The organism is Gloeocapsa sp. PCC 7428 (assembly GCF_000317555.1).
Taxonomy (GTDB): domain Bacteria; phylum Cyanobacteriota; class Cyanobacteriia; order Cyanobacteriales; family Chroococcidiopsidaceae; genus Chroogloeocystis.
Genome location: NC_019745.1, coordinates 1,705,320 through 1,721,826, shown reverse-complemented (window position 1 = coordinate 1,721,826; position 16,507 = coordinate 1,705,320). Strand labels below are relative to the sequence as shown.

The window sequence follows — 16,507 nt, the reverse complement described above, 5'->3', positions numbered from 1 at the left end:
AAATTCTCCCCTGCGCCTTTGCACCCCTGCTTCCTCTGCTTCTTTAACTCCCTGACCTCCGACCTCTGACCCCCGACCCCTTCCTCATGTCTCGTATCAAAGCACTTCAGTATTACATTCTGGCGCGGTTGCTGCTTGCACCACTGATGATCTGGACGATTGTGACAGTGGTGTTTTTTCTGCTGCGAGTACTTCCCTGGTTACTACAATCAACGATTGGCGATCCCGTAGACGCGGTGCTAGGAAGTCGCGCCCCAGAGAGTGTGAAGGAAGAATATCGCCAGCGCTTAGGATTAGCCGATCCATTGTGGGTGCAGTATTTGCGTTATCTTGGCAGCTTACTTCGCTTTGATTTGGGTTCTTCGCTAACGAGTCAAGGCGAAGCTGTCTGGGATACGATTGGACGACATTTTCCCGCGACAGCGGAACTGGCGGTGTGTAGTATGGCGATCGCGCTGTTGATTGGCATTACAGTAGGGATGCTAGCAGCGTCGCGTCCTAACTCTTGGCTTGATGTTAGCGGACGCTTGTTTGGCATTATTACCTATGCGCTACCCATGTTTTGGATGGGAATGCTAATGCAATTGCTATTTGCAGTACAGCTAGGCTGGTTCCCCATTGGCGATCGCTTTCCGGCTTCTTTGTTTCCGCCCCCAGGTCCTACAGGGTTGTATACCATTGATAGCCTGCTTGCGGGAGATTTAACAAGTTTCTTCACCGCGCTGTATTATCTTTTCTTGCCGAGTTTGACATTGGGTTTGCTTTTAAGCGGTATTTTTGAGCGAATCGTGCGCGTCAATCTCAAGCAAACGCTGCGTGCAGATTATGTAGAAGCCGCGCGCGCGCGAGGAATTCCTGAAAGGCGTATTTTAGTCGCCCATGCGCTGAAAAATGCGATGATTCCCGTGATTACAATTTTGGGACTGACGTTTGCATCGTTGCTTGGCGGGGCGATTTTAACTGAGGTAACATTTTCTTGGCCTGGACTTGCGAATCGACTTTACGACGCTATTTCGCTGCGCGATTATCCAACAGTGCAAGGTATACTCGTGTTTTTTGCCGTTTTAGTGGTGATTGCGAGTATTGCGATCGATATTTTGAATGCTTATATTGACCCGCGAATTCGATATTGAGATGATTGATTTCAAATTGTGCCACATCTGAACGAGCAAGGCAGTGCCTTGCCCCTCTAACCTCTACTATAATTACAGCCCATGAACCGCTCAAAAATCATTGCGATGATCGCAGGTGCAATTTCTCTAATTTTAGCGATCGCCTATCTTGTCATTGTCCAAATACTCGACTTTCGCGGTGAAATGTTACCTGCGCCCGCAAGTCAACTTGAGTCACCACCCGTCGCAGTTATCCGTATTACACCTTATACACATTACCAACCCTGACGTTAGCCCCATGCATCGATTACGATAATGAGCGATAGCGTTTTACTATGATTTTTGACAATTTCAACTAACTTGCATTTACCAGCAAACTTTACTTCTGACCAAAATTGCCAATTTGAAATTCGTGCGGCGCAAATTGAAGACGTACCAGGTTTGACTGACATTCTAGCCGACAGCTTTCACTCGCAGGAGGGTGTTCTCGGCTGGGCTTATCCTTTCTTGAAGCTAGGAATCTACGAAGATCTCCGTAATCGATTACGCACAACAACGCGACATCATATTTGTTTAGTCGCTGCCGATTGTAGCGTCAAAGGCGATCGCTTAGCCGGAATTGTCGAATTGTCGCTGCGGTCAAAAAATCCTTTTACTAACCAGCGGTTTCCTTATATCTCTAACTTAGCGGTTCGTCGTCATTATCGCCGTCGTGGAGTGGCGCAACAGATGCTATTAAAATGCGAACAAATCGCGCTAGTGTGGGAATATCAGGATCTCTATCTACACGTATTAGAAAATAATCATCAAGCTCGTCAATTGTACTGTAAGTTAGGCTATCAATTGGAGCAAGTTGATTTTAACTGGAGTACTTGGCTACTCGGACGACCGCGCCAAATTTTGCTACACAAACAGCTTGAGGCTGGCTGTATGCGCTAACGCGAAATGACTTTATTGTGATTCAATTAGCGATCGCATCACTTTTATAAATTGCTTATGTCACTATTTTCTTACATTTCGGTGAGCTAATTTTGTGCTGTCACCTAAAATAGTACTGCGATTTTTAATAAGTAAAACTACACTATTTACTGTGAGATACTGTTCTGGAAAAGTATTGTTCAGGTCTTACTGGCGCAGCTTTACAGAAAATTTACGAGAGTCCTGTCAAACTTCATTAAGACTTTAAGGTTATACGACCTTCCTCGGATGTAGTCAACAATTGTTTAGAATAGAATAAGCAGTGAATTAACATTAAGCCTGCTTTTAGTCATCCAGTCATAATCATCTGTTTTTAGGAAGCCGATATTCTGTCTTCTTCCGTAATAACTATTAGCGTGCAAAATACAAGAAACCTATATTTAGGCAACCAGATGGATAGCGAAAATCAGCAGCGCTACCAACCTCCTATAGCATTAGCTTGCTTACCTGTGGACAATACTATTCATTTCTCAGGCTGCCGTGACCAGTGTAATAGTAGAAACGATAGTACTGACCACAGTGCCTCAGAAATTCTCAAACTACTGCGTAGTGGGCAAGTGCTGGTGGTAAATAGTCGTCGTCGTAATGGTTTAATCCTCTATAAGGGTTTCCATGCGGAGTTTGCAGGACCTGGTGCAGCAGTAGGTAGCTTTTACGATCGCGATTGTGACTGGGCTTTACCCGTAGGAAATCTTTCCTTACTTACGCCAGAATCGCATGAAGAACGCCAAAAAGCTTATTTGATTAGGCGACAGTGGATTCGCTTGATCAAACAAATTACAGAAAAATCGCAACCCCAGCAGCGCGTCCACAAGATTCTAGAACAATTTGAGCAGTATTTTGATTCTCAAACGGTATCGCAAATACCTGATGAAGCCTTTGCGCGATTAGTTGGCGTGCTACCGCAAACCGCAAATATTGTCCGGAGTGCGGCACGCATTTTAGAGGAATAAACTAAAAGTGTTAAAATATTTGCCTCTAGCTGAGAGCTTCCCAGCTTTTTACAGCAGCTTCTAAACGTGCGAGGGTACGGGAGTTTTCCTCAGGGCTACCAACTGTAATCCGCAATCCACCGCTGAGTAGACGCACTATAGTACCGCTATATCGCAGTTGCTGTACTATAGTGGCAAGTAATTTGTTGGCTTGTGTGGGATGACTACTTTGAACATAGACAAAATTTGCAGCGCTGTTATGAACTTTAAAGCCAGAGTATTGAGATAGTGCATGAGTTAATTTGGTACGTTCTGCACAAATGAGTGGAATGGTTTTTAGCAATAAATCGCGCTGTTGTAAAGCAAGAATAGCAGCAGCTTGGGAGAAACTCGGAAGGTTATAAGGTAAGCGAACTTTTTCTAGAATTGCAGTGATTTCTGAAGATGCGATCGCATATCCAACACGTAAAGCAGCAAGGCGAAACGCTTTAGAAAATGTCCGCAAGACAACCCAATTAGGTTTTTGCGACAACTCACCGACAAGTGATGTTTGACTAAACTCAAAATACGCTTCATCAATAACAACAAGAATTTCTTCGGGTAAGCTGCGCAGCCACTCTAACTCAGCAGTCGTCAAAGCATTTCCTGTAGGCGAGTTAGGATGGACAACAAACACTACGCGAATAGGTGGGTTATCGGTTGTTTCGATAGCGGCTTGGGCTGCAACCCAATCAATTTCAAATTCTGAATTGCGTCTGACAGTAACGACGGGAATTCCTAATGTGTGTGCCAAAATGCCATACATCGAGAATGTTGGATTGGCGACTAAGATAGAACCTTCACCCCCAAGACAAGTTGCGATTAACAGCGAACGAATCAGTTCGTCAGAACCATTACCAACCGAAATTTGATCGGGTGCGATCGCGCCTTGCGTCAGATTGGCAGATTCATTAATATATTCAGCGATCGCCGCTTTCAATACCGCGTGTCCGCCATCAGGATAGCGATTTGTTTCGATCGCTTCTTGATAAATCCAAGCAAGTTTTTGCTTTAACTCGCTTGGTAGATCGTACGGACTTTCGTTTGTATCTAACCGATCAATGACTGACTCAATTGGTTTACCGTCAGTACTGTTTGGATGCGGTGTATATGCGGTAAGTTGAGCAAGATCAGATCGGATAAATGGCAGCATTGTTAGTGGCTAGTGGCTAGTGATGGAGTTGTTGGCAGCGATCACACTTGACAAAACGATTGAATAGCTTGCCAAGTTTCTGGCATAACGTTACCCAAAGCATGATCGCTGTCTACTTCGATTAATTGCACCCAGGAACGTTTCGCGGCAAAATCGCGGCTGACTTGGATAGGAATCACTTCATCGTGAATTCCGTGAATAATCAAGGTAGGAACGGGGCGTAACAAATGATCGTCATTGTATTGCGGTACGTCGCGGGCGAACTCGTAACTTAAGGGTAGCGATCGCTTTTCGCCGTAGTGATAAACCATCAAATACCGTTGCTGTTCCCATTGTTGAATCTTCTCGGTTCCTAGCTGTGGTAGCCAATGCGAGAGAAAAGCAAATGCTGGGGCGAGTAAAACTAACTTTTCGACCTGCGGATGTTGTTCTGCCAACCAAGCAGCAGTTAAACCCCCAAAACTCGAACCGATCAAGGTGACAGGTTCATCCTTTGGTAATAGTGCAGATACTTGCTGTAATTGGCGTGTCAGCGTCAGTTGCGTAAAATCATCTTGGTTGAGATCGGGGATGTGCAATGCGTGGTGTACCGCTGCAAAGCGATCGCGGAGATAGACCGCTTTGGCGGATTGAGGACTCGACGCAAAGCCGTGGAGGTAAATGAACTGCAACTTCTTAACGGAGGGTAACAAATTCTTCAGCAGTCGAGGGGTGAATGCCAACGGTGGCATCAAAGTCTTTCTTCGTAGCACCCATTTTAATCGTAATCGCGATTCCTTGAATCACTTCCGCCGCGTATTCGCCTACCATGTGCGCGCCTAGAACTTTATCTGTATTGCCATCAACGACTAATTTCACGATCGTTTTTTCGTCATCTCCCGTCAGCGAGTGGAACAACGGACGGAACCTTGCGCGATAAGTTTGCACAGCATCGCCGTATTTTTCTTTTGCCTGTGCTTCGGTTAAACCGACTGTCGCGGCTTCGGGGTGTGAAAATACAGCAGAAGGAACATTTTCGTGGCTCATTTGGCGGCGATGATTGCCAAATTCTGTATCAGCAAACGCTCGTCCTTCAGCAATGGCAACTGGGGTCAAGTTGATTTTATCAGTGCAGTCACCGACAGCAAAAATATTCGGTTGCGAAGTTTGGCTGTAGTCATCAACGGCGATCGCCGGAGTTGTCGTATATCCTGGTCCTTCAACATCCGTCGGCACAATCTCAACACCCGCATTTTCAATACCCAAACCATCAATATTAGGCGTTCTCCCTGTTGCGGCTAAGAATGTATCGGCAACGATCGGTTGATGTCCTCCTGATAATGTTATTTTCAAGCCTTCAGCGACGCGCTCGACTTTTTCTGCAACCGCATTTGTGATAAACTTCACACCATAATGGCTCATTCCGTCTTGAATTCCGGTACGGATGTCGTTGTCAAAGCCGCGTAAAATTAAATCTCTACGGATAATTTGCGTAACCTCACAGCCTAACCCACGCATAATTGAAGCAAATTCGACGCCGATGTAACCCGCACCGATGATTGCAATATGTTTTGGTTGTGCTGGCAGGTGAAACATCTCGTTCGAGGTGATGGCATATTCCATTCCTGGTAAGTCTGGTTTTACCGGACGCCCGCCAACTGCAATCAAAATCTTATTTGCAGTAACTTTGCGATCGCCAACTTCAATTGTGTGGGGATCGACAAGGGTGGCGCGGTGCGGAATCAGTTCAACGCCTGCTTTTTCGAGAAATCCAATATGTAATTGCGACAGTCGCCGGACTTCTTTATCAATTGCCGTTACGAAATATTCCCAATCAAGTTCAGTTTCACCCACACGCCAGCCATAACCGGCTGCATTGCGAAATAGCTGGGGAAAGCGCGAACCGTACACCATCAGTTTTTTGGGAATACACCCACGGATCACGCAGGTTCCACCGACGAGATCTTGTTCGGCGATCGCGACTTTTGCGCCATAACTCGCGGCGCGTTTGGAAGCCGCTAAACCTCCAGAACCCGCACCAATCACAAATAAATCATAATCATAGTTCATTAATGTTTCTCCCTTACGTAACAATTTAGTGCATCAAAGAAAGTGGTAATCGGTAATTGGTAATTGGTAATGGGGAGTTGGGCAAATTCTTTAATTCAAAATTCACGCACTCAAAACTTACTTATCTGATTCAATCTAACGTGAGAAATTCTTCTCCAGTGGTAGGATGGATACCAATTGTGGCATCAAGATCTTCTTTAGTGATACCTTTGCGAATTGCAACAGCTAAACTTTGAATAATATCGGCAGCGTGTTCGCCTACCATGTGCGCCCCTAATACTCGCTCAGTATGACTATCGACGACTAATTTCATCATTGCTTGTTCTTTGCGCTCTATCATGCTATAAAATAATGGCTCAAATGCTGTTCGATAGCACTGCACTGCATCGCCGTATTGTTCTCGCGCTTCGTCTTCGGTCATTCCTACTGTTGCAGCTTCAGGACGGGCAAAGACGGCGGAAGATACGTATTCATAATTGACTTTTTGTAGCTTGTTACCAAAGGCAGTTTTCGCAACAGCTTCACCTTCAGTTCGTGCGACTGGGGTTAATGGTACGCGACTGATACAATCACCAACTGCAAAAATATGGTCTTGAGTTGTGCGGTTATACTCATCAACTTGAATTGCACCTTTTTTACCAAGTTCTACTCCTGCATTTTCTAAACCAAGATTTTTCGTATTTGGGGTGCGTCCGGTAGCAACTAAAATTGTGTCTACAGCGATCGCTTCTTCGGTATCTCCTGATAATGTAAGATGCAATCTTTGATCGCTCTTTTGAATTTCCTTAACCGTCGTTTTGCCCAAAAACTGAATTCCGCGTTGAATTAAACCTTCTTGTACCGAGGAACGCAGATCGTTGTCAAAGCCATCAAGAATCAACTCATCAGTATCCATCAATGTGACTTCAACACCAAAAGCATTCATCATGCTAGCAAATTCGACACCAATGTAACCGCCGCCAACAATTGCTAATTTTTGTGGTAGTTGCTGCAATTGAAACATCTCGCGCGAAGTGAGTGCAAATTCGCTTCCAGGGATGTCGGGTTTATTTGGCTGTCCGCCAACAGCGACTAAAATTTTGTCAGCAGTAATTTTGCGGTCATTGATCTCTATAGTATGCGGATCGAGCAAAGTTGCGTGTCCCCGCAGTAGTTCGATTCCAGCTTTTTGGAAAGTTTGTAAATACGACTGATTTCGTTTTTCAACTTGCTGATGTACTTTACTAATAAACTGCGACCAATCAAAGCGCCTTTGACATTCACTCCAACCGTAGCTGGGTGCTAATTGATCTTGCAGCGCAATGTCAGCCGCATACACAATAAATTTCTTAGGAATACAACCACGATTTACACACGTTCCGCCGATCGCTTCTTGTTCCGCAACTGCAACGCGTACGCCATAGCTTGCAGCTTGTTTTGCCGCAGCTATTCCCCCTGGACCTGCACCTATCACTAAAAAATTGTAATCAAATGTCATGAATTTTCATTAAGGGTAAAAGTAAAGAATTATTATCTATTTTCATCTTTCACCTCGTTTGTCGCTACTAGTCCAAAGGTGAGTTGATGGCACTCAGTCTCAGATTCACAATATTTCTTTTTTGTCAAGCATGGCTGCTGCTAATTCGATTGCTTCATCAACAGTAGTAACTTCACCTTCAGCTTGGGCTAGCGCGATCGCTGTAAGCAGTTTTCCCACCAAAGGACTGGGTTTAATTTTGAGTGCTTGAATTAAATCTTTACCTGTAACAAGTAATTGAGGATGCGCGACTGGATCTTGAGGATCGAGATAGCGATTGATTAAAGGTGCGATCGCCGCAATCGAGGTACCTTTCGCTACGGCTAAAAGTGCGATCGACCCAAAGACTTTCCCACCTTCTTGAAAGAAAAAATACTGTTCGCGTACAGATAGCGGATGTGCTTGTAACTGTGGTAGTAACTTGAGTAGTGTCGTGACACCGCGAATTTCCGCCCGACTGTAGGTAAGTCGCAATAATTCGGCTTCCGCAGTTTCTGGCTGTGGAGTGACAAGACACGCGAGTTTGGCAATACCTAACCATGTTGTTTTGACTGTGTCGCGGACACTTTGATAAAGTTCAATGTTGAGTTGCGACCAAATTTCTGTAAGTTTTACCGCTGCGGTATCGACGGCGGTGACATCGTTAACATTGGCGTTGGGAAACCAATATTCAATTAAGCCATCCTCCGCAGCCTTCTGCAACCACAAAGTTCCTTGCGAGTGGGCGAGAAGATAGCCTAATTCTACCCGCACGCGTTCAGCAGCAACGTGTTGGATATGCGGTGCTAAAGTCTGAATCGCTAAGCGAGTATCTGACTCAATCGTAAAACCAAGCTGTGCAGCTTGACGGTAAGCGCGTAGTAGTCGTAAAGGATCGTCTTGTAAATTTTGTAGCGATACCATCCGTAAACAATGGCGTTGTAAATCGATACAACCACCAAGAGGATCGATCATTTCTTGCGTGTGGGGGTTGTAGGCGATCGCATTCACAGTAAAGTCGCGCCGTCGTAAATCGGTTTCTAAACTTGAACCTTCTTGTCGTGCAAAGTCTATGGTTGCTTGGGGAAACACCACGCGCGCAATTTGACGTTGGGCGTCGAGGATGACAAAACCGGCGTTGTAATGATGCGCCAGCGATCTTGCCGTGGCGATCGCATTTTCTGGTAAAACAAAATCTAAGTCTAAGTAATCAGCACTACGCCCTAATAACGCATCGCGTACCGCACCACCAACCAAGTAAATCGGCTGTGGTAGCAAATCCAAGCTAAAACACCACTTTTCGGGAGATAATTGCGACAAATTACGGCACATCGCCACATCAATCAATTGAGCCGCCAGTACAGATTTGTTACTAGGCGTAAGATGTTATTATCTACCTCAGCTAAGATAGAGGCAATCACTCATCCTAATTTAGGACTTGAACAAGACATTAGCCTGGAGTTCGTTTTATGTGTATTTGCGTGAACTGCCACTATGTCGATCGCTGCATCACATACCACGCGGTTGAAACTCAGCACGAACAGCCTCACTTAACTGAAGACCCCAACTTTGAACCGATCGAACCCTCAATTAACGTTAACATCCGTACCCACGAAGACATCATTGAGATGGAATACGATGTCGTTGGTTGCGTTAGCTTTAAACGCGAAATGGGCAAGTGGGCAAAACTACGCCCTGGCGAACTTGTACCTACCTAGAATATTTATAGCTAACAGCGGATTGCGACTACAATAAGCATGGCAGCTACTTACTAGTTTAAGAGTAGCTGCTTTTGTTTGAACAAATGTCGATGCCTAGTGTTCGTCTTCAGCCACATCAGTATGGTCTTGCGATTCATACGAGTAGTCCAGAATTAGGCTTTGCGCTAAGTAACTTTGCTGATGAATCGCGCACAGCAACATGGAATCTCGGACGCGATTTATCGAACTTGCTACATCAGTATTTAATTGAGTTTATTCAGCCCCAAACTTGGAAGGATTTAGCATTCATTGCTGTAGCCAAAGGACCAGGTGGTTTTACAGGAACTCGGATCGGCGTCGTCACAGCGCGGACTTTGGCACAACAATTGAATATTCCTGTATTTGCGATTTCGAGTTTAGCAGCTGTTGCTTGGTTGCACCACACAATTGAACCAACATCAGTATATGCTATTCAACTTCCTGCACAGCGCGGTCAACTACATACTGCAATCTATCAAGCTAACACTGAAGGAAACGGCTTGACTGCTTTACTATCAGATACCGTACTAACTCCGGAAGCATGGCAAGCCAAATTAGATAGCTGTAATGGATATAAGTTAATTGATGCGCAAAATTATTTGGGAACTTCGGTGAGTAGCTTATTAGAACTGGCGTACTGCGATTGGCAGCAAGGGGCGCGTCCTAAATGGTCAGAAGCATTACCTTTTTATGGTCAACATCCTATATAGGGTTTTGATGTTTCTGTCAAAAAAGTTCTTTTTGATGGTATGATAGCTAAACTTTGGCTAGAAGTGACTAACCAAAGCTAAATACAAACTTGAGTTAAAAGATAACGAGGCGATCGCTACCTAAGACCACTTTGTAGAGACTTTAATCTCTCCTCGGTAGCGATAAAGTGGAGGAGGCGACAAAAACTCCACACCGCCTTATTTATCTATATTTTACGCATTGTCCAACCGCTTGACGTCGCCCTCCTTCAGCAATTGACTATAGGTCACAGTGGCGCAACCCCTATCCAATACGTTTCTTGTTTAATAGAATACCAAGTCGCGAAATAGGTTCTGTCGTTCGCTAGGCAGAAATGCGTTCACCCCATAGGTGGATTTACTCAAAGCTGTATGAGAGCAATTAGCTAATCACTACCGTCGCAAACTGCGAGGATCGAGCGCATCGCGTAAGCCATCACCGAGTAAATTGAATGCTAAGACGGTAAGAATAATCAGTAATGCGGGAGGCCAAATTAGCCAGGGTTGGAGTACTAGAATTGAGGCGTTTGTCGCGAGCGATAACATATTACCCCACGATGGATCGGGTTGCTGAATTCCCAATCCGATTAAACTTAATACCGACTCAGCAACAATAAAACCTGGTACAGCTAACGTTGCTGAAATAATAATGTAAGTTGCTGTTTGCGGCAGAACGTGGCGCGCGATGATATAGAAAGGATTTGCACCCATCGATTTTGCAGCTTGCACAAATTCGCGTTCTTTAATCGAGAGAACTTGTCCGCGAATGACTCGTGCTAAACCCGCCCAGCCGATAAACGAAGTAATAAACACAATCAAAACAAATCTTTGGGTACTGCTTAACCCTGGTGGTAAAACAGCGGCTAAGGCAACTAACAGATAAATACTGGGAATTGTCATCAGCACTTCGACGATGCGCATTAGTGTGCTATCAATTAAACCGCCAAAATATCCAGAAATACCACCAATAAACATTCCTAAGGGAAAGGTAATTGCAATACCGACTAAACCAATGCTGAGGCTAATTCTACCTCCGTGCAGTAAGCGGCTAAATTGATCGCGTCCTTGCTCATCAGTACCTAAAAGATTAAATCTTGCTTCGCCAGTCGTACCAAATAAGTGTAGGTTAACTGGAATACCGCTAAAGATTTCCACTTCTTCAAACGTTGGTGGTAGTGGTAAAGTCAAGCGAAATAAGTTGTAGGTATAGCCGCGAGTCAATAAGCGTAACCCAGCGGGATTTGTATAGTCTACGATCAGTTCGCGATCGCCTGTTTCTAAATCAGTTTGCCCTTGTGTTGTTGGATAAACATGAGGTCCGATAAACTCTCCTGCGCGATTACGCCAGTAAACTTGCGTGGGTGGTAGTAGCGAACCGTTGATTTGTGATGTATAGGGGTCGTAAGGGGCGACAAAATCCGCCGCGAAGACGGCAATGTAGAAAACGAGAAGTAATACAGCACCAAAGCGGGCGAGAGGATTTTTCTTAAGTCTTTGCCACCAGTTCATTAACCACTATGCCCTAAAGTCATAATCTATTGCTTTGAATTCTAGCCTGAGAGCGAAACGTTAGGATTCAAATTTTTGGGTTTCGCCTTTCATTCAAAACTCATAACTCCTTGACTGACCTCTGACCGCTCAATTCTTGCTGGAGTCTGAGTCCGAAGCCGATTAAATGAGTCATAGTTAAGATATAGCAATAAATTTCAACGTTTCTTAAGCAAAGTGGCTGGCACTGGCATCGTGTGGAGGGAGGTTTGGTTGTGACCCAAAAAGTGGAAGTAGACAATCAGCTTGAGTCTAAAGAAGTTATCGTTGTGGACAATGCGAACTACAAAAAGGTTTCCCAAGGGCGATCGCGTCAAAATTGGCTGATTCCATTGGTCGTTGGTACAGGGTTAGGCGTAGCAATTGCTTTTGGGGGAATGCGCTTTTTTTCACGTCCGACTTTAACAGCACCAAACCAAACGCCGCAGCAAACTGTAGCACCACCAAGTATGAGTGTGACGGTGGAACCAGTTCGCAGTACACAGGTAGCGCGATCGCTGAGTGTCACTGGTACAATTGCGGCGCGTGATTTAATTTCTGTATTACCGCAAACAAATGGTTTACAAATTCGGCAGATTTTAGTACGCGAAGGCGAAAGTGTCCGTGAAGGGCAGGCAATGGCAATTTTAGATGATGCAGTTATTCGCGCGCAAATCGACCAAGCACGAGCAAATATCGAATCTGCACAAGCTGTAATCGGTCAAAGACAAGCCGCTTTAGCACAAGCGCGCGCTAGTTTAGCCGAAGCTGAACGTAACCTACAGCGCTACGAACAACTTGCAAGGAATGGGGCAATTAGCCGCCAAGAATTAGACGCACGTGCCACAACAACAGCCACCACCCGCGAAGCCGTCCGCGTTGCGCAAGCAAATATTAGTAGTGCTGAAGCTGATGTACGTAGTAGCCGCGCCGGTTTACAACAATTACAAACGCAACTAAGACAAACTGTCGTCCGCGCGCCCGCGAGTGGTTTAGTTGCCGAAGCGATCGCCAAAATCGGCGATGTCGTTAGCGGTTCGCAACCCTTATTTTCCATCATTCAAAATAACGCTTTAGAACTCGCCGCCCAAGTTCCGGCGGTACAGCTACCACAAGTGGAAGTCGGCGCACCTGCTAGAGTAACTTCCGATACAGATTCGCGCGTTCAGCTACAAGGACGCGTACGCGAAATTGCACCATTAGTCGATACACAAAGCCGCCAAGCCACAGTCCGCATCGATTTACCTCCAACATCTTTGCTCCGTCCAGGAATGTTCGCACGCGCCGCCATTACCTCCGCAACCGTCCTTGGAATCACAGTTCCGGCGAAAGCTGTTGTCCCACAACCTGATGGTAATGGAAGGGTTTTTGTACTAGTCGGTGAAGATACCGTTCAAGCCCGATCGGTTGAACTCGGAGAAGTTCTTAACGATGGCAACATCGAAATCAGCAGCGGTTTAAACCCAGGCGATCGCGTTGTTGTTTCTGGTGCTGGCTATCTCAACGATGGCGATCGCGTCCGTGTTGAGGGATAAGCCATGGCTTATCCCTACGAACCTCCTACGAACCTCCTACGAACCTCCGACCTCTGACCCCTGATTATGTCCTTTAATATCTCTGCTTGGTCTATTCGCCGTCCGGTTCCCACAATTCTTTTATTCTTGATGTTGACGATTTTGGGTTGGTTTTCATTTACCCGATTGGGAATTGATACGAATCCTAATATTGATATTCCTGCGGTTTCAATTACAGTGAGTCAACCAGGGGCGGGACCTGTGGAACTCGAATCACAAGTGACCAAGCAAATTGAAGATGCGGTTGCGAGTCTTGGAAATATTGACAGCATGATTTCAACCGTCAACGATGGCGTTTCGACAACGGTTGTTAACTTTGTGTTGGGTACGGATAGCGATCGCGCCACAAACGATGTCCGCAATGCAGTTGCCCAAACGCGCCAAGACTTACCGCAAGATATCAGCGAACCGATTGTTCAGCGTCTAGAATTCGCGGGCGGTCCGATCATGACTTATGCTGTTGTTTCGCAACAGCAATCAGTCGAACAATTAAGTAACTTGGTTGACCAAACGATTAGCCGTGCTTTACTCGCGGTGCAAGGTGTCGCGCAAATTCGCCGTGTCGGTGGTGTTGACCGCGAGGTTCGGATTGATTTAAACCCGTTACAGCTACAAGCGTTAGGAATCACCGCAACACAGGTAAATGACCAAATTCGCGCGTTTAATGCTAATTTACCAGGCGGACGAGCGGAAGTTGGCGGTAGCGAACAAACTGTGAGAACTTTGGGGAGTGCTGCGAGTGTTGAAATCTTAAGCAATTATCAAATTGTCTTACCAAATAGTAGTTATGTACCTTTGTCGAGTTTAGGAGAAGTCAGTGACAGCTTTGCTGAACCGCGACAAGCTGCTTTTTTGAATGGCGAACCTGTCGTAGCTTTTGAAGTATTGCGTAGTAGCGGTAGTACGCTCGTTACTGTAGAAGAAGGTATTAGAAAAGCGATCGCGCAATTAGAATCAACATTACCCGCTGATGTTGACTTGCAACTCATTTTTACGCGGGGTGACTTTATCCGCGAGTCTTACGAAAGCACGATGCACGATCTCATTCTCGCATCGGTGTTAGCTGTATTAACGATTCTGCTATTTTTACGCGATTGGCGGGCGACGTTAATTACAGCGGTAGCTTTGCCTTTATCAATTATTCCGACGTTTTTTGTGCAACAAAGCTTGGGCTACACGCTCAATAATATGACTTTGTTAGGGTTAGCACTTGCGGTAGGAAATTTAGTCGATGATGCTGTGGTCGAAATTGAAAACCTCGATCGCCACATGAAGATGGGAAAAACAGGGCGTCAAGCAGCTTTTGACTCTTCGGCTGAAGTCGGTTTAGCGGTAATTGCGACATCTGCAACAATTATTGCGGTATTCCTTCCTGTGGCATTTATGGGGGGTATTCCTGGTCAATTTTTCCAACCCTTTGGTGTCACAGTTGCGGTATCTACAATATTTTCTACGCTAGTAGCACGAACAGTCACGCCGATGATGGGAGCGTATTTGCTCAAGCCAAATTCAGAGAGAATTCACCACAAGTCTAAACCCCACAAAAAACCGTTTCAGCCGTATAAATCTTTGCTTACCTGGGCATTACGCCATCGTTTAACAACGCTCGGAATTGCGTTGGCGTTCTTTATTGGTAGCTTGATGTTAGTGCCAATGATTCCCAAAGGATTTATTGATAATGGCGATTTGGGAATTTCTACAGTTTCCGTGGAATTACCGCCAGGTTCGACTTTAGATGACACAACGCAAGTAGTACAACGCGCAACAGCATTAATTCAGCAAAATCCTGCGGTAGAAAGTATCTTAGCAACGCCGGAAGTTAATAAAGCAACGCTGACAGTTAAGCTGAAACCCGAACAAAATCGCGATATCTCGCAAAGTGAGTTTGAACAACAAATTCGTCCGCAATTTGCCCAAATTCCAGGTGCAAGAATTAGTTTTCAAAGCCAAGGTGCGGCGGGAAACAATAAAGATCTCTCAATTGTTTTGAGAAGTGAAGATCCTGAAGCGTTGAATCGCGCTGCGGCTGAATTAGAACGGCAAATGCGCACAGTTCCTGGTTTAGTTGAAGTAGCCTCATCTGCTAGTTTGGCGCAACCAGAAATCTTAGTTATTCCCGATCCCGCAAGGGCGGCTGATTTAGGCGTCACAGTACAAGCGATCGCGCGCACCGCATCCCTCGCGACTTTAGGCGATAACGACGCGAACTTAGCTAAATTTAACTTGAGCGATCGCCAAATTCCGATTCGCGTTCAAATCAATCCTGAAGCACGTAACGATATCAATACCTTTAGAAACTTACAAGTTCCGAGTAATAACGGTTCGTTGGTTCCGTTAACAGCTGTCGCTGATATTCGTTTTGGCAGTGGTCCTGCTCAAATTAACCGTTACGATCGCTCGCGTCAAGTTTCGGTAGAAGCAAACTTACAAGGTATCGCATTAGGAGATGCGGTAGATGCGGTTAATCAACTTCCGGCGTTAAATCCGCTACCTTCAGGAGTTGTGCAGCAACAAGCGGGTGATGCTGAAATTATGCAAGAAATTTTCGGTCGCTTTGGTACGGCTTTAGCACTCGCAATTCTCTGCATTTATGCAATTCTCGTGTTGCTGTACAATAACTTTTTCCACCCATTCACGATTATGGTGGCATTGCCATTATCTTTGGGTGGTACGCTACTGGCATTGATGTTTGCTCAAAAAGCTTTAGGTTTATACGCCTTGATTGGAATTGTGCTGTTGCTGGGTATCGTCACAAAAAACTCGATTCTCTTAGTCGATTACACAATCATCAATCAAGCAGAAGGAAATTCACAACGACAAGCATTAATCAATGCTGGTGTCTCGCGTCTGCGTCCAATTTTAATGACTTCGTTGTCTACAATTGCAGGAACCTTACCCCTCGCGCTTGGCTTTGGTCCTGGCGCTGAAGTACGCAGCCCGATGGGAATCGCGGTATTAGGTGGTTTTACAACTTCTACGTTATTAACGTTAGTGGTAGTACCTGTCCTATTTACTTATGTAGATGACTTCCAACACCGACTGATGGACTTCATAAACAGTGGATTTAATAAAAAGCGCAGCCGCGTTGTTGAAGATCAACTCGCTGACACAGCTAGTTCTATTGAGCAGCCAAAGAGTACACTGCAACGTAAATAAGTCGTATAATATCTATTACCTTATA

General features: G+C 45.3%; 14 protein-coding genes. 8 read left to right on the top strand and 6 right to left on the bottom strand.

All coding sequences use genetic code 11. The annotated features are described in order from the left end of the window. Positions 1-86: 86 nt before the first annotated feature. From GLO7428_RS07540 to GLO7428_RS07525, 4 genes are all read left to right on the top strand, one after another. The gene (locus GLO7428_RS07540; RefSeq protein ID WP_015187972.1) at positions 87-1,133 is read left to right on the top strand and encodes an ABC transporter permease; all 1,047 of its coding nucleotides are present in this window, start codon (positions 87-89) and stop codon (positions 1,131-1,133) included. Positions 1,134-1,214: 81 nt separating this feature from the next. Further along, positions 1,215-1,400 carry a hypothetical protein gene (locus GLO7428_RS07535; RefSeq protein WP_041918547.1) on the top strand — a complete coding sequence of 62 codons (186 nt, stop codon included), beginning with the start codon at positions 1,215-1,217 and terminating at the stop codon, positions 1,398-1,400. A gap of 54 nt (positions 1,401-1,454) precedes the next feature. Further along, positions 1,455-2,051: a GNAT family N-acetyltransferase gene (locus tag GLO7428_RS07530; protein WP_015187970.1), complete on the top strand. Its 597-nt coding sequence runs from the start codon at positions 1,455-1,457 to the stop codon at positions 2,049-2,051. A gap of 431 nt (positions 2,052-2,482) precedes the next feature. Then, positions 2,483-3,043: a hypothetical protein gene (locus GLO7428_RS07525; RefSeq protein WP_015187969.1), complete on the top strand. Its 561-nt coding sequence runs from the start codon at positions 2,483-2,485 to the stop codon at positions 3,041-3,043. Positions 3,044-3,068: 25 nt separating this feature from the next. Here GLO7428_RS07525 and GLO7428_RS07520 read toward each other — a convergent pair whose 3' ends face one another. The 5 genes from GLO7428_RS07520 to GLO7428_RS07500 all read right to left on the bottom strand — a co-directional run bounded on the left by GLO7428_RS07520 (position 3,069) and on the right by GLO7428_RS07500 (position 9,096). Continuing rightward, positions 3,069-4,214 (bottom strand): histidinol-phosphate transaminase, encoded by a 1,146-nt coding sequence (locus tag GLO7428_RS07520; RefSeq protein ID WP_015187968.1) that lies wholly within the window; start codon positions 4,212-4,214, stop codon positions 3,069-3,071. A 41-nt stretch (positions 4,215-4,255) separates the two neighbouring features. Next, positions 4,256-4,945 carry a YqiA/YcfP family alpha/beta fold hydrolase gene (locus tag GLO7428_RS07515; protein ID WP_015187967.1) on the bottom strand — a complete coding sequence of 230 codons (690 nt, stop codon included), beginning with the start codon at positions 4,943-4,945 and terminating at the stop codon, positions 4,256-4,258. After that, on the bottom strand, positions 4,890-6,263 hold the full coding sequence (gor, locus tag GLO7428_RS07510; RefSeq protein WP_015187966.1) for a glutathione-disulfide reductase: 1,374 nt from the start codon (positions 6,261-6,263) through the stop codon (positions 4,890-4,892). The genes GLO7428_RS07515 and gor overlap by 56 nt, the downstream gene beginning before the upstream one ends. Before the next feature lie 130 nt (positions 6,264-6,393). Next, a complete protein-coding gene (gorA, locus tag GLO7428_RS07505) occupies positions 6,394-7,740 on the bottom strand; it encodes a glutathione-disulfide reductase (protein ID WP_015187965.1) in 1,347 nt (448 codons plus the stop codon). Between the two features lie 105 nt (positions 7,741-7,845). Beyond that, positions 7,846-9,096, bottom strand: coding sequence for a CCA tRNA nucleotidyltransferase (locus tag GLO7428_RS07500; protein ID WP_369792519.1), 1,251 nt, complete (start codon positions 9,094-9,096; stop codon positions 7,846-7,848). 131 nt (positions 9,097-9,227) lie between these two features. Here GLO7428_RS07500 and GLO7428_RS07495 point away from each other — a divergent pair, with 131 nt between their 5' ends. Together GLO7428_RS07495 and tsaB are read left to right on the top strand one after the other, a co-directional pair. Next, the gene (locus GLO7428_RS07495) at positions 9,228-9,476 is read left to right on the top strand and encodes a Ycf34 family protein (protein ID WP_015187963.1); all 249 of its coding nucleotides are present in this window, start codon (positions 9,228-9,230) and stop codon (positions 9,474-9,476) included. Positions 9,477-9,568: 92 nt separating this feature from the next. Then, the gene (tsaB, locus tag GLO7428_RS07490) at positions 9,569-10,207 is read left to right on the top strand and encodes a tRNA (adenosine(37)-N6)-threonylcarbamoyltransferase complex dimerization subunit type 1 TsaB (RefSeq protein ID WP_196797475.1); all 639 of its coding nucleotides are present in this window, start codon (positions 9,569-9,571) and stop codon (positions 10,205-10,207) included. A gap of 411 nt (positions 10,208-10,618) precedes the next feature. On the opposite strand, the gene GLO7428_RS07485 is transcribed toward tsaB, so the two are convergent. After that, on the bottom strand, positions 10,619-11,734 hold the full coding sequence (locus tag GLO7428_RS07485; RefSeq protein WP_015187961.1) for an ABC transporter permease: 1,116 nt from the start codon (positions 11,732-11,734) through the stop codon (positions 10,619-10,621). 254 nt (positions 11,735-11,988) lie between these two features. On the opposite strand from GLO7428_RS07485, the gene GLO7428_RS07480 reads away from it, so the two are divergent. Together GLO7428_RS07480 and GLO7428_RS07475 are read left to right on the top strand one after the other, a co-directional pair. Next, on the top strand, positions 11,989-13,287 hold the full coding sequence (locus tag GLO7428_RS07480; protein ID WP_015187960.1) for an efflux RND transporter periplasmic adaptor subunit: 1,299 nt from the start codon (positions 11,989-11,991) through the stop codon (positions 13,285-13,287). 66 nt (positions 13,288-13,353) lie between these two features. After that, positions 13,354-16,482 (top strand): efflux RND transporter permease subunit, encoded by a 3,129-nt coding sequence (locus GLO7428_RS07475; protein WP_015187959.1) that lies wholly within the window; start codon positions 13,354-13,356, stop codon positions 16,480-16,482. Positions 16,483-16,507: the final 25 nt, after the last annotated feature.